Source organism: Actinosynnema sp. NPDC050436 (assembly GCF_040655415.1).
Classification (GTDB): Bacteria; Actinomycetota; Actinomycetes; order Mycobacteriales; family Pseudonocardiaceae; genus Actinosynnema.
In genome coordinates this window covers 46,465-58,747 of record NZ_JBFAJV010000002.1, presented here as the reverse complement: position 1 = coordinate 58,747, position 12,283 = coordinate 46,465, and the positions used below count along the sequence as shown (strand labels likewise).

The window sequence follows — 12,283 nt, the reverse complement described above, 5'->3', positions numbered from 1 at the left end:
CTCCGGGTTGAACGGGCCACTACGCTGACCGCATGGCCAGTTCGCGTGCCGCCGACACACCGGAGGAGGACCGGCCGCCGGGCCGGCCCGACGACCGGCCCCCGAGCGTGGAAGACGAGCTGATCGGCCTCGACCCGCACGACCCGGAGACCCGGGCGTTCGCCGACCACCTCGACCGGATGCAGCGCCAGCACCCCGCGTTCACCGTGGAGGGCTACCTGGCGGGCGTGGAGAACTTCGCCGACTCCGCCAACCGGGCCGGTGGGCTGCGCCGGCTCACCGCCGTCGCCGTCGTGCTGCTCATCCTGCTGGGGGTCGCGGTCAGCGTGTGGTTCGGCCTCGGCGAGATCCTGTCGACGTTCTTCGACTAACGTGGAGGTATGGAACCTGTCGTCGGCGCCACCCCGAAGGTGGTCCACTCGGAGCTGGAGTGGCGGGAGATCCTGACGCCCAAGGAGTACGCCGTCCTGCGCGACGCGGGCACCGAGCCCGCCTGGACCGGCGAGTACACCGACACCAAGACCGAGGGCGTCTACTCCTGCCGCGCCTGCGGGACCGAGCTGTTCCGCAGCGACACCAAGTTCGACTCGCACTGCGGCTGGCCCTCGTTCTTCTCCCCGCTCGCGGCCGACTCGGTCATCCTGCGCGAGGACCGGGCCCTGGGCATGGTGCGCACCGAAGTGCTCTGCGCCACGTGCCACAGCCACCTCGGGCACGTTTTCGAGGGTGAGGGCTACGCGACCCCCACGGACCAGCGCTACTGCATCAACAGCATCAGCTTGCGCCTGGTCGAACACCCCGGCGGTCCGACAGACTGAAGGCGCTACTCCGAACGATGAACGCATCGACACCTGGAGGAATCATGCGCATCTTCAAGGGCACCGACGGCGAGGGCTCCGGCGGCGTGGACGGCGCATCGTCGTCCTGATCGGGTGCGAGGGCAACCCTAAGGCTTGCTAAAGCCCTCTTGCTGGGGTGTGGCCTGGCGCACACGATAGCCCCGAGAGCGGACCCCGGGGTCCGCCGAGGGCCACAGGGGGTGGACCGTGGGGCGACCGTGGGGCTTGTCGGGCCCTGAGTTCCTGGAGCTGTACTGGATCGCGCTCGCCGTCACGGTGGCGTGGGCGATCGCCGTCCGAGTGCGCCTGCGGGGGACGCGGGGAAGCGCCCCCGCAGGCGTGCTCGGCCCCTACGAGATCGCGTACCTGACCGGCGGTCCGCGCCGCGTGGTGGAAACCGCCGTCGCCGCCCTGATCGCCTCGGACGCGCTGCGCCCGGCCCGCAACGGCTCGGTGAGCGTGGTCGGCAAGCCCGTCGTGCACGGCCCGGTCGACCGGGCCGTCGTCGCGGACGCCACCCGCTACAAGTACCGCACGCTCACCCTGCTGATCACCTCCGTGACCGAGCAGGGCGTGGCGGACGCGGTCGGCGACCGCCTGGTGGAGCGGGGGCACCTGGTGCCGCCCGGGGTGGCGAAGCGCCGGCTGGGGCGCAGCGTGCTGCCGATGGCGCTGCTGTTCGCGGTCGGCGTGGTGCGCTGGGTGAACGGCCTGGTGATCGGGGCACCGGTCGGCTGGCTGACGTTGCAGCTCGTGCTCACCGGCGTGCTGATCTGGTTGTTCCGCAAGGCGAAGCAGGTGACCCCCACCGCGTGGGGCAGCACTGCGGTGAGCTCGGCCCGCGCCGGCGGGAACCCGGGGGGTGGAGGGGCGACCGGCCGGGCCGGGGAGGTCTGGCCGGTCGCTCTCGACGGGTTCAACGCGCACCCGAACATCCCGCTGCGCGTCGCGGCCCGCCGGCACCCGGGCAGCCGCGCGGCCCGCACCGCCGGGGCCTCCGGCGGTTTCATCGCCGCCGGGTCGTCGTGCGGCAGCTCGTCCTCGTGCGGCGGCGGCGGTTCCTCGTGCGGCGGCGGGGGCGGCGGAGGCGGCTGCGGCGGAGGCGGCGGTTAGCCCGCGCACAGCCCACGGCTCCTAGGCTGGCGGCCATGGCTTTCCTGTGGTGGTACGGACCCGCGCTGGTGCTCGCGGTCCTGCTCGGCCTGCGGCTGAAGCGGGTCACCGGTTCCGCGCCGGTCCGGCCGCCGACCTTCGAGGAGGTCGGCTACCTCGGCGGCGGCCCGGTGCGGGCGGCCGAGGTGGCGGTGGCCGGGCTGGTCGCGGACAACCGGGCCCGGCTGTCCGGCGGTGCGGTCAGCGCCGTGCCCGCGCCGGAACCCGGCCCCTCCACCGCGTTGCAGGACGTGCTGCTGGCACGGCTGGACGAGCCGCGCGACCTGGACGGGCTGCTGGTGGAAGCGGCCACCTCCCGCCCCGCGCGGCGGATCGGCCAGGGGCTGGTGGCGGCCGGGCTGCTGGTGTCGCCGAAGCGGCGGCTCGTGCGGGCGGTGCTCGCGGTGCTGCCGCTGACGGCGCTCGCGGTGGTGGGGTTCGCCACCGCGCCCGCCGGCTGGCAGACCGCCACCCTGCCGACCGCCGCCGCACTGCTCGCGGTGGTGCTGCTGCTGGGCCCGCCCCCGGTGCGGACCCGGCACGGCGCGCGGACCTACGAGCGGGCCACGGCCGGCCTCGCACCGGTCGACCCGGCCGAGGTGACCGCCCGCTACGGCCTGGTGCGCCCGGCCGCGACCCCCCGTCCGGAACCGGGGCCGCGCCGCGCGGACACGGCGGTGTTCGACGGTGAGACGGCGGAACCGATCGGGTACGCCGGGACGTCCGAGCAGGCGCTTCCCCGACGCAGGCGGCCGGCGGTCGTCGTCGAGCCCCGGCGTTGGCGCAAGCGCAACGGACTGCTCGTCGCGGGCGGCTGGCTCGCCGGCGGGTGGCTTGCCTCGCAGTGGTTGGGAGGGGACGACGGTGGCGACTTCCCGGACGCCGACTTCGGCGGGTTCGGCGGCTGAGCTGCGGCCGGAGGAACTGGGGTTCCTCGCGGGCGGGCCCGGTCGGGCGGCCGAGGTCGCGGTGGTGACGCTGGTCGAGGCGGGCGCGGTGCGGATCTCCCGCGAGGGCCTGGTCAGCGCGGTGCAGACCAGGCACCGCGCGTGGACGCCGCTGCAGCACGCGGTGTTGCAGTCCCTGCCGCAGGCGCTGGGCGACGTGGTGACCCACGTGGCACGCAGCTCGGACGCGAGCGGGCTGCGGTGGCAGCTGACCGAGCGCGGTCTCGTCCGGGCACCGGGTTCGCTCTCGGCGCTGCGCACGGTGCGGCGGGTGCTCGTGATCGGCGCGATCGTGGCCGTGGTGCTGAGCATCGCCGGTGTCGTGCAGTTCGGGGCGACCACGCCGGTGCTGTTGTCCGTGGTCCTGCTCGGCTTCCTGCTCGGGCGGGTCGCCCGGCCGCTGACCGGGGCCGGGCGGGCGGCGGTGCAGCGGCTCAAGCAGGCTGCGACGACCCGGAACCGGGTCGAGATGGTCGCCTTCCACGGGCTGCTGGGCAAGATCGAGGGGCACCTGGTGTGGGAGGTGCTCGGCATCGGCCCCCGGGCCGCCGCGACGTTGAAGCGGCGTCAGCGGGGCAAGTCCGGTGGCAGCGCGTCGAGCGGCAGCGGGTGCGGGAGCTGTTCCAGCAGCAGTTGCGGCAGCGCGTCGGGCTCGGACGGCGGGTCGTCGTGCGGCAGCAGCAGCGGTTCGTCGTGCGGTGGCGGCTGCGGTGGCGGTGGCGGCGACTGACCTGGTCGAGCCCGCCCGCTGCGGCGGTGGGAGGGCGGCCGTGGTGGATGCCCGGCCGGGTGTGATGGGGTGGCGCGCATGAAACTCGGTGTCGGGATCGGCTGGCGGCCGGAGATCGACCTGACGGTGGAGCAGCTCGACGTCGACTTCGTGGAGGTGGTCGCGGAGAACCTGCACGTCGGGCACCTGCCGGAGTCCGTGCTGCTGCTGCGCGAACGCGGCCTGCCCGTCCTGCCGCACGCGGTGTCGCTGTCGCTGGGCGGCGCGGAGCCCGTGGACGCCGCGCGGGTCGCGCACCTCGGCGCGCTCGCCGAGGCGCTGGACGCGCCGTTCGTCAGCGACCACGTGTGCTTCGTGCGCGCGGGCGGCCTGGACTCGGGCCACCTGATGCCGCTGCCGCGCACCCGCGACGCGCTGGACGTCCTGGTGGCCAACGTGCAGGCGGCCCAGGCCGACCTGCCGGTGCCGCTGGCGCTGGAGAACGTGGCGGCGCTGCTGGAGTGGCCGGACGGCGAGCTGACCGAGGGCCAGTTCCTGGCCGAGCTGGTGGAGCGCACCGGCTGCCTGCTGCTGGTCGACGTGGCGAACCTGTACGCCAACGCCCGCAACCTGGGCACCGACGTGGGCCGCTTCCTGGACGAGATCCCGTTGGAGCGCTTGGCGTACGTGCACGTGGCCGGCGGCCAGGAGCACCAGGGCGTCTACCACGACACGCACGCGCACGCGGTGCTGCCGGAGGTGCTCGACGTGCTCCGGCAGCTCCGCGACCGGGTCGACCCGCCGGGCGTGCTGCTGGAGCGGGACGACGACTACCCGGCCGACGCCGAGCTGGCCGGGGAGCTGGCCGCCATCCGGGCGGTCTTGGCGTGACCCAGCCGCAACGGGACCGGCTCGCAGCGGCGCAGGCCGAACTCCTGCACGCGCTGATGGGCGGCGGGCCGCCGCCGGAGGGGTTCGACCGGGAGCGGCTGCGGGTCGAGGCGCGGTCGCTGCTGAACAAGCGGCGCGGGATCGTGGCGGCGCTCGGCCCGGAGGTGGCGGCCGAGCTGGGCGAGCGCTTCCGGCCGCTGTTCGACGAGTACGCCCGCGCGCACCCCCGGCGCACCGGCAGCCGGTTCCGGGAGGACGCCGCCGCGTTCGCCGCCTGGGCCACCGAGCGCGGCGAGCTGGCCGCACCGAGGAAGCGGCGCTGGTGGCGGCGGGCAACCTGACCGCCCGCCCGTTCCGTCTTCACGGACATGAGGAGAGCACTCTTAGCCGTCCTGCTCCCGGTTGCGGCGTGCGGCGCGGGGCACGAGCAGGTGTGCACGGCGATGGGCGCCCCGGACGGCGTCGAGCTGGACGTGCGGCTGCTCGCCGCGCAGACCGGCACGGTCGAGGTGTGCTGGGACGGCCGGTGCGTCACCCGGGACCTGGTGCTCAGCCCGGCCTACCCGGCCGCCGGCCCCGCGTGCACGGGTGGCACGTCGGAAGCCTGCGCCACCAGCGCCGGGCCGGCCGAGTGGAAGCTCGGCACCGCGCCGATCCCGGGAATGCCCGCCAAGCAGGTGACCGTTCGGCTGAAGCTGCTCGACGCGGCCGGGCTGCCGGTGGTGGACCGCGAGCTGACCGCCACCGCTGAGAAGTCCTACCCCAACGGCCCGCACTGCGACCCCGGCGAACCGCTGCTGGCGCTCAGGGTGGGCGCGGACGGCTCGGTGGTCCAGCGGTAGCCGACACCGGACGAACAGCGGGTGCCCGCCGCCGCCCGGACGGGCTAGCGTCGGGCGGGTCCTGGGTTCCGGTCACCCCGGGGTGCCGTCGCCGCGACCCCGGGTGGTCGAGCCCTTCCGGCTGTGCGATCCGCCGCGCGCGGCACACCACCGGGAGGTAGTTCCGTTGACACCCCCACGCGGGCGCGTCGCGTGCGTCGCGCTGGCACTGCTCGGCCTCGTCACCGCCGCGCCGGCGGCCGGCGGCCCGCCCCCTCCCGCCGGCGGCGACGCGACCGGCGACCACCGCACCGCCCGAGGCCCGGACGGTCCGACCTGGGCCACACCCGGCGTGACCGGCGGCCGGGCGATCACCCTGGTCACCGGCGACCGCATCGTCGTCGACGGTGACCGGGTCGGGTCGCCGACCGGCGGCCCCGGGCGGGAGCGCACCGCGTTCCACACCTTCCGCCGCGACGGCCACCTGCACGTGGTGCCGCGCGACGCGGTCCCGGGTCTGGCCGAGGGCCGGCTCGACCCCCGGCTGTTCGACGTCACGGCCCTGCTGGCCGACGGGTACGACCGCCGCCCGACCATCCCGCTCATCGTCGTCGGCGACGCCGACCTGCCCCGCACGGCGACGCTGGACCCGGTGGGCGCGTTCGCCACCGAGGTGCCCGCCGACCGGGCGGCCGACACCTGGCGCACGCTCGTGTCGAGGGCGAGCGTGCGCAAGGTGTGGCTGGACGGGCTGCGCCGGCCGACCCTGGACCGCAGCACCGCGCAGATCGCCGCGCCCGCCGCGTGGCAGGCCGGGCTGACCGGCCGGGGCGTGACGGTCGCCGTGCTGGACACCGGGATCGACGACACCCACCCCGACCTGGCCGGGCGGGTGACCCGCCGGGCGGTGTTCACCGGGCAGCGGCAGGGCGGGGACACCGTCGGCCACGGCACGCACGTCGCGGCCACCGTCGCGAGCCGGCACGCCAGGTACCGGGGCGTCGCGCCGGACGCGGAACTGCTGGACGGCACGGTGTGCGCGGCCTCGGGCTGCCCGGAGTCGGCGATCGTGGCCGGCATGGGGTGGGCGGTCGAGCAGGGCGCGGACATCGTGAACCTGAGCCTCGGCGGCCCCGACACCCCCGACACCGACCCGGTGGAGGCGGCGGTGGACGCGCTGTCCGCGCGGGCGCTGTTCGTCGTCGCGGCGGGCAACGCGGGACGGCCCGGCACCGTCTCCTCCCCCGGCAGCGCCGACGCCGCGCTGACCGTGGGCGCGGTGGACCGGGCGGACGGCATCGCGGAGTTCTCCAGTCGCGGCCCGAGGGCCGGTGACGGCGGGGTGAAGCCCGACGTCACCGCGCCCGGCGTGGGGATCGCGGCGGCCAAGGCCGCGCACGGCACGATCGGCACGCCCGTGGACGACACCCACGTGGCGCTGTCCGGCACGTCGATGGCCACGCCGCACGTGGCGGGCGCGGCGGCGTTGCTGGCGCAGCGGCACCCGGACTGGTCCGGCGCGCGGCTCAAGGCGGCGCTGGTCGCGTCCGCCCGGCCCAACCCGGCGCTGACCGCGTTCGACCAGGGCGCGGGCCGGGTCGACGTGGGCCGGGCGATCGCCACCGAGGTGACCGCCGACCCGCCGAACCTGGCGATGGGCCTGCAGAAGTGGCCGCACGACGACGACACCCCGGTGACCCGGACGGTCGTGTACCGCAACACCGGCAGCGCCCCGTTGGCGCTGCGGCTCTCCGCCGCCGTGACGTCGCCGGACGGCAAGGCGAGCGACGTCGTCACGGTGTCCCCGGCGGAAGTCACCGTGCCGCCCGGTGGTACCTCGACGGTCGCGGTCATCGCCGACACGCGCCGCACGGCGGTCGACGGCGTGCACGCGGGCGCGGTCGTGGCGACCGGAGGCCCGACCCCGCTGCGCACCCCGGTGAGCGTGAACCGGGAGATCGAGAGCTACGACGTGACGTTCCGGTTCGTGGACGCGCGCGGGCACCCGGCCGAGCACTACTACGCCTCGGTCATGGGCCTGGACAACAGCACCTTCGTCCTGCTGTTCAGCGCGGACGGCAAGGCGTCGCTGCGGGTGCCCCGGGGCGAGTACTTCGTGAACGCGGACGTCACCACCGACCGCAAGGTCGCGCTGCTGCCCCGCCCCGACCTGTCCGTCACCGCCGACACCACGGTCGTCGTGGACGCCCGCACCGCCCGGCCCGTGCGGGTCACCGCACCGGACCCGGCCGCGCGGGAGGTGCTCGGCGACGTGACCACGGCCCGCCGGCGCGGCGACCGGCTGGTCAGCGCGAGCACCGCGTACCTGGGCGGCTTCGGCCCGGACGTGTCGATCGGCCACCACGGCCCCGAGCTGCCCGGCGACGAGCTGACCGTGCTGCTCGGCGCGCAACTGGAGGGCACGCCCGAGGGCAAGACCCCGGTGACCTACCGGTTCTCCTGGGCGCTGCACGGCCGGCTGCCGACCGGGTTCGCCCGCGCGGTGCCGGCCGCCGACCTGGCCGAGGTGCGCACGGCGTTCGGCACCGGCCCGGAGGGCTCGACCCACGCCCACGTGGGCAACCCGACCGGACCGGGCGGGATCACCGGGTGGGGCTGGCTGCCGACCGTGACCGGCGCCGCGATCGACCGGGTGACCGACGGGGTCGAGTGGACCTGGGGCTTCCAGCAGACCGCCGCGGACGGGTCGACCGCCGTGGCGCTGGCCGGGCCGCAACGCTCCTACCGCCGGGGTTCCCGGGCCGAGGAGCGGTTCAACGAACCCGTCTTCGCGCCCGTGCTGCCACCGGGCCGGACGAAGCACCTGGTCCGCACCGGCGACGAGATCGGGGTCGCGGTGCCGCTGTTCGGCGACGGCGCGGGCAACGGCGGCAGCTCGGTGGTGTCGTCGGCGCGCACCGCGCTGTTCCGGGACGGGGTGCTGGTCGGCGAGACCGACCAGCCGGCGGGCGGCCGGTTCGCGGTGCCCGCCGGCCCGGCCCGCTACCGGGTGGAGACCGAGGCCGCGCGGCCGGCCGGCGTCTCCGGGTTCAGCACCAAGGTCGGCGCGGCGTGGACGTTCCGCTCGGACACCACGCCGGGCGGGGAGCCGCTGCCGCTGACCGTGGTCCGGTTCGCGCCCGCGCTGACCGCCGGCACCGCGCCGCGCGGCCGGGTGCTGCCGGTGCCGCTGGTGGTGCAGCAGCAGGCGGCGGACGGCGTCGGGCGGCTCGACGTCGAGGTGTCGTTCGACGACGGCGGGACGTGGGTGCCGGTGCCCGTCTCGGATGGCGTCGCGCGGGTCGCCAACCCCGACGCGGTCGGGTTCGCCTCGCTGCGGGCGACCGCGTCCGACCGGGACGGGAACACCTCGGAGCTGACCGTCGTCCGCGCCTACAAGATCGGCTGAGGCGGGTGGTGCCCGGTTCGCCGGGCACTCTTCCGCACCAACCGGGAACGGTGCGTGACACCCGAAACCCCCGATCCGGTCGCACAACATCCCTCAATGAGACGCTGAACACACCCTGAGGGGTGGATAGCGTCGAGGCTGTTGGGGGGCTTCGTCACATCTGGTTATCCGCCGCGGCCGGGTGCCGGCACGCCTCCCGACGCGCGTGCCACAGCGCGCCCAACCAGATTCGGGAGGTATCTGCGTTGAGATCGAACAAGCGTGGCGCATGGGGGGCCGCCGCTCTGGCGGTCGGCTTGCTCGCCGCCGGGACGGGGCCGGTCACCGCCGCGCCCGGCCCGGCCACGGCCGGCGCACCACCCGCCGCCGCCCCGGCGAGGGCCGCCTCGGTCACCCTCGTGACCGGCGACCGGGTCCTGTTCAGCGGTGACCGGCTGGAGTCGGTCATCAGGGGCGAGGGCCGCGCGAACGCCCGGTTCCAGACCTACCGGCGCGACGGGCGGCTGCACGTCGTCCCGGACGACGCCGCCGACCCGCTGGCCCGGGGCAGGCTCGACCCCCGGCTGTTCGACGTCACCGGCCTCGCCGAAGCGGGGTACGACGACGCCCGGCGCGACCACGTGCCGCTCATCCTGACCGGTGACGGCACGCGCCTGCGGGCCGCCGCCGGCCTCCAGGTCACCCGCGACCTGCCCGCCGCCGGCGCGGTCGCCGCCCGCGCGCCCAAGGCCGGGATCACCGGCCTGTTCGACGCCCTGGTCGCCGACCCCGGCGTCGACAAGGTGTGGCTGGACGGCGTCCGCAAGACCAGCCTGGACCGCAGCGCCGCGCAGATCGGCGCCCCGACCGCCTGGAACGCCGGGTACACCGGCAAGGGCGTCAAGGTCGCCGTGCTGGACACCGGCGTCGACGCCGCGCACCCCGACCTCGCGGGCGTCGTCACCGGCAAGTCCAACTTCACCGAGGACCCCGACAACACCGACGCCGTCGGCCACGGCACGCACGTCGCGGCCACCATCGCGAGCCGGCACGCCAAGTACCGGGGCATCGCGCCGGACGCCCAGATCCTCGACGGCAAGGTGTGCGTGACCAACGGCTGCGCCGAGTCCTGGATCCTCGACGGCATCCAGTGGGCCGCCGACCAGGGCGCGGACGTCGTCAACCTCAGCCTGGGCGGCGGCGACACCCCGGAGGTCGACCCGCTGGAAGCGGCGATCAACCGGCTCTCCGCCGAGAAGGGCACCCTGTTCGTGGTCGCCGCGGGCAACTCCGGGGCACCCGGCTCGGTCTCCTCGCCCAGCACGGCCGACGCCGCGCTCAGCGTCGGCGCGGTCGACCGGGACGACGACCTCGCCCCGTTCTCCAGCAAGGGCCCGCGCGCCGGCGACGGCGGCATCAAGCCCGACATCACCGCCCCCGGCGTGGACATCGCCGCCGCCAAGTCCTCCACCGGCGTCATCGGCAACCCGGTGGACGACACGCACGTGGCGATCTCCGGCACGTCCATGGCCACCCCGCACGTCGCGGGCGCGGCGGCCGTCCTGGCCCAGCAGCACCCGGACTGGAGCGGCGCGCAGATCAAGGCGGCGCTCACCGCGTCGGCCCGGCACAACCCCGGGCTGGGCGCATTCGACCAGGGCTCCGGCCGGGTCGACCTGGCCAGGGCGATCACCACGGCGGTCACCACCGACCCGGTCAGCCTCGGCTTCGGCCTCCAGGCGTGGCCGCACGACGACGACGTCCCGGTCACCCGGGAGCTGACCTACCGCAACGCCGGCACCACCCCCGCCACGCTCGACCTCGCGGTGGAGGCGACCGGCCCGGACGGCAAGCCCGCACCCGCCGGCCTGTTCACGGTCAGCCAGCCCGAGGTCACCGTCCCGGCGGGCGGCACGGCGAAGGTCACCGTCACCGGTGACTCCCGGGTCGGCACGCTCGACGGCGTCTACACGGGCGCGGTCGTCACCTCCACCGGGCTGCGCACCGCGCTGAGCATCAGCCGCGAGGTGGAGAGCTACGACCTGGTGCTCAACTACACCGACGCCGACGGCAAGCCCGGCGGCACCGGCACGACCCTGATCGCCGGGCTGGACAACAACACCTTCGCCTTCCCGGCACGGGATGCGGGCGTGGCCAAGGTCCGGCTGCCCAAGGGCGCGTACTTCCTGCACAACAGCGTGAACACCGGAACCTCGAACGCGGCGCTGCTGGTGCAGCCGCTGCTGGAGGTGGCCGGCAACACCACGGTCGCGGTGGACGCCCGCAAGGCCAAGCCGGTGCGGATCACCTACCCCGACCCGGCCGCCGTGGAGAAGGTGGGCGACATCGGCTTCACCCGCACCTACCAGGGGCAGCCGAGGGTCGGTGCCGCCTCGATCTTCTTCGGCGGGTTCGGCTCCGCCGTGTCGCTGGGCCACCTCGGCCGGGCGGTGCCCGCGCAGGAGTTCAACACCACCGTGCACTCGGAGGGGTCGGGGACGCCGGTCGGCGAGACCCCGGTCAACTACCGGCTCGCGTGGGTCGAGTACGGCAAGGCGCCCGACGGGTTCACCCGCGCGCCCGGCAAGCGCGAGCTGGCCGAGGTGGAGCACCAGGTGTCCCGCACCCCGGCGGGCAAGGGCCACCGGCTCGGCGGCATCCCGCTCCCGCCCGAGGGCGGCTTCAGCGGCACCGTGCTGTCCCCGCCCGGACCCGACGGCCGCGCGATCGACTACATCACCACCAAGGGCCTGGTGTGGACGTGGATCGCCCTGCGGGTCGACGCGAACGGCCGGAGCGAGGGCAGGCAGCAGTCCGACCGGGAGGAGCACCGGGCGGGCCGCGACTACCAGCGGCAGTACTTCCAGCCCGTGCTCTCCCCCGGCCTCGGCACGGACGGCCCCCTGTACGCGGCCCGGGCGGGCGACGACCTCGGGTTCGGCGTGCCGCTGTGGAGCGACCACGACGGCAACAGCGGCGACTTCGCCACCGCCTCCGCCCGGACCACCCTCTACCGCAACGGCGTGAAGGTGAACGAGGTGCCCAGCACCGGCGGGCTGTTCCGGGTCCCGGCGGGTCCGGGTGACTTCGCGGTGGAGACCGAGGCCGTGCCGGTCGCGGACGCGACCGAGCTGTCCACCTCGGTGTCGGGCCGGTGGACGTTCCGCTCGGACACCGTGCCGGGCACGGCGTTCGAGCCGGTCGCGCTGACCACGGCCAAGTTCGCGCCGGAGTTGGACGCGGAGGGCAGCGCGCCCGCGAACCGGGTGCTGCGGGTGCCGCTCGTGGTGCGCCAGCAGGAGGGCGGCCCGAACGGCCGGGTCCGCGACCTCGACGTCGCGGTGTCGTTCGACGACGGCAAGACGTGGAAGGACGTCCCGGTCGCCGGGCGCACCGCACTGGTGCGCAACGGTGCGGCGGGCGGCTTCGCGTCCCTGCGGGTCAAGGGCTCGGACAGCAGGGGCAACACGTTCGAGCACACCGTGATCCGCGCGTACAAGATCCGGAAGTGAGCGGTGGGGGGCGTCCCCGCGCGG

Annotated in this window: 10 protein-coding genes; all 10 read left to right on the top strand. The window is 75.5% G+C overall.

Annotated features, from left to right (window positions below):
- The first annotated feature begins 32 nt into the window (after positions 1 to 32).
- The 10 genes from AB0I60_RS04430 (at position 33) to AB0I60_RS04385 (ending at position 12,259) form a co-directional block, all read left to right on the top strand.
- Positions 33 to 371 carry a hypothetical protein gene (locus AB0I60_RS04430; RefSeq protein ID WP_360725811.1) on the top strand — a complete coding sequence of 113 codons (339 nt, stop codon included), beginning with the start codon at positions 33 to 35 and terminating at the stop codon, positions 369 to 371.
- Between the two features lie 9 nt (positions 372 to 380).
- A complete protein-coding gene (msrB, locus tag AB0I60_RS04425; RefSeq protein WP_360725810.1) occupies positions 381 to 818 on the top strand; it encodes a peptide-methionine (R)-S-oxide reductase MsrB in 438 nt (145 codons plus the stop codon).
- Between the two features lie 246 nt (positions 819 to 1,064).
- Positions 1,065 to 1,952: a TIGR04222 domain-containing membrane protein gene (locus AB0I60_RS04420; protein WP_360725809.1), complete on the top strand. Its 888-nt coding sequence runs from the start codon at positions 1,065 to 1,067 to the stop codon at positions 1,950 to 1,952.
- Positions 1,953 to 1,987: 35 nt separating this feature from the next.
- The gene (locus tag AB0I60_RS04415; protein ID WP_360725808.1) at positions 1,988 to 2,899 is read left to right on the top strand and encodes a TIGR04222 domain-containing membrane protein; all 912 of its coding nucleotides are present in this window, start codon (positions 1,988 to 1,990) and stop codon (positions 2,897 to 2,899) included.
- The gene (locus AB0I60_RS04410; RefSeq protein ID WP_360725807.1) at positions 2,856 to 3,668 is read left to right on the top strand and encodes a TIGR04222 domain-containing membrane protein; all 813 of its coding nucleotides are present in this window, start codon (positions 2,856 to 2,858) and stop codon (positions 3,666 to 3,668) included. The genes AB0I60_RS04415 and AB0I60_RS04410 overlap by 44 nt, the downstream gene beginning before the upstream one ends.
- A 78-nt stretch (positions 3,669 to 3,746) precedes the next feature.
- A complete protein-coding gene (locus tag AB0I60_RS04405; protein WP_360725806.1) occupies positions 3,747 to 4,538 on the top strand; it encodes a DUF692 domain-containing protein in 792 nt (263 codons plus the stop codon).
- On the top strand, positions 4,535 to 4,879 hold the full coding sequence (locus AB0I60_RS04400) for a hypothetical protein (protein ID WP_360725805.1): 345 nt from the start codon (positions 4,535 to 4,537) through the stop codon (positions 4,877 to 4,879). Before AB0I60_RS04405 ends, AB0I60_RS04400 begins: the two co-directional genes overlap by 4 nt.
- Before the next feature lie 27 nt (positions 4,880 to 4,906).
- Positions 4,907 to 5,380, top strand: coding sequence for a hypothetical protein (locus AB0I60_RS04395; protein WP_360725804.1), 474 nt, complete (start codon positions 4,907 to 4,909; stop codon positions 5,378 to 5,380).
- A 166-nt stretch (positions 5,381 to 5,546) separates the two neighbouring features.
- Positions 5,547 to 8,768 carry a S8 family serine peptidase gene (locus AB0I60_RS04390; protein ID WP_360725803.1) on the top strand — a complete coding sequence of 1,074 codons (3,222 nt, stop codon included), beginning with the start codon at positions 5,547 to 5,549 and terminating at the stop codon, positions 8,766 to 8,768.
- A 245-nt stretch (positions 8,769 to 9,013) separates the two neighbouring features.
- Positions 9,014 to 12,259: a S8 family serine peptidase gene (locus AB0I60_RS04385; RefSeq protein ID WP_360725802.1), complete on the top strand. Its 3,246-nt coding sequence runs from the start codon at positions 9,014 to 9,016 to the stop codon at positions 12,257 to 12,259.
- The last annotated feature ends 24 nt before the right edge of the window (positions 12,260 to 12,283 follow it).

Coding starts and splice junctions, on each gene's coding strand:
- AB0I60_RS04430 (WP_360725811.1), top strand. CDS start 33: ATGGCCAGTTCGCGTGCCGCCGACACACCGGAGGAGGACCGGCCGCCG.
- msrB (WP_360725810.1), top strand. CDS start 381: ATGGAACCTGTCGTCGGCGCCACCCCGAAGGTGGTCCACTCGGAGCTG.
- AB0I60_RS04415 (WP_360725808.1), top strand. CDS start 1,988: ATGGCTTTCCTGTGGTGGTACGGACCCGCGCTGGTGCTCGCGGTCCTG.
- AB0I60_RS04405 (WP_360725806.1), top strand. CDS start 3,747: ATGAAACTCGGTGTCGGGATCGGCTGGCGGCCGGAGATCGACCTGACG.
- AB0I60_RS04395 (WP_360725804.1), top strand. CDS start 4,907: ATGAGGAGAGCACTCTTAGCCGTCCTGCTCCCGGTTGCGGCGTGCGGC.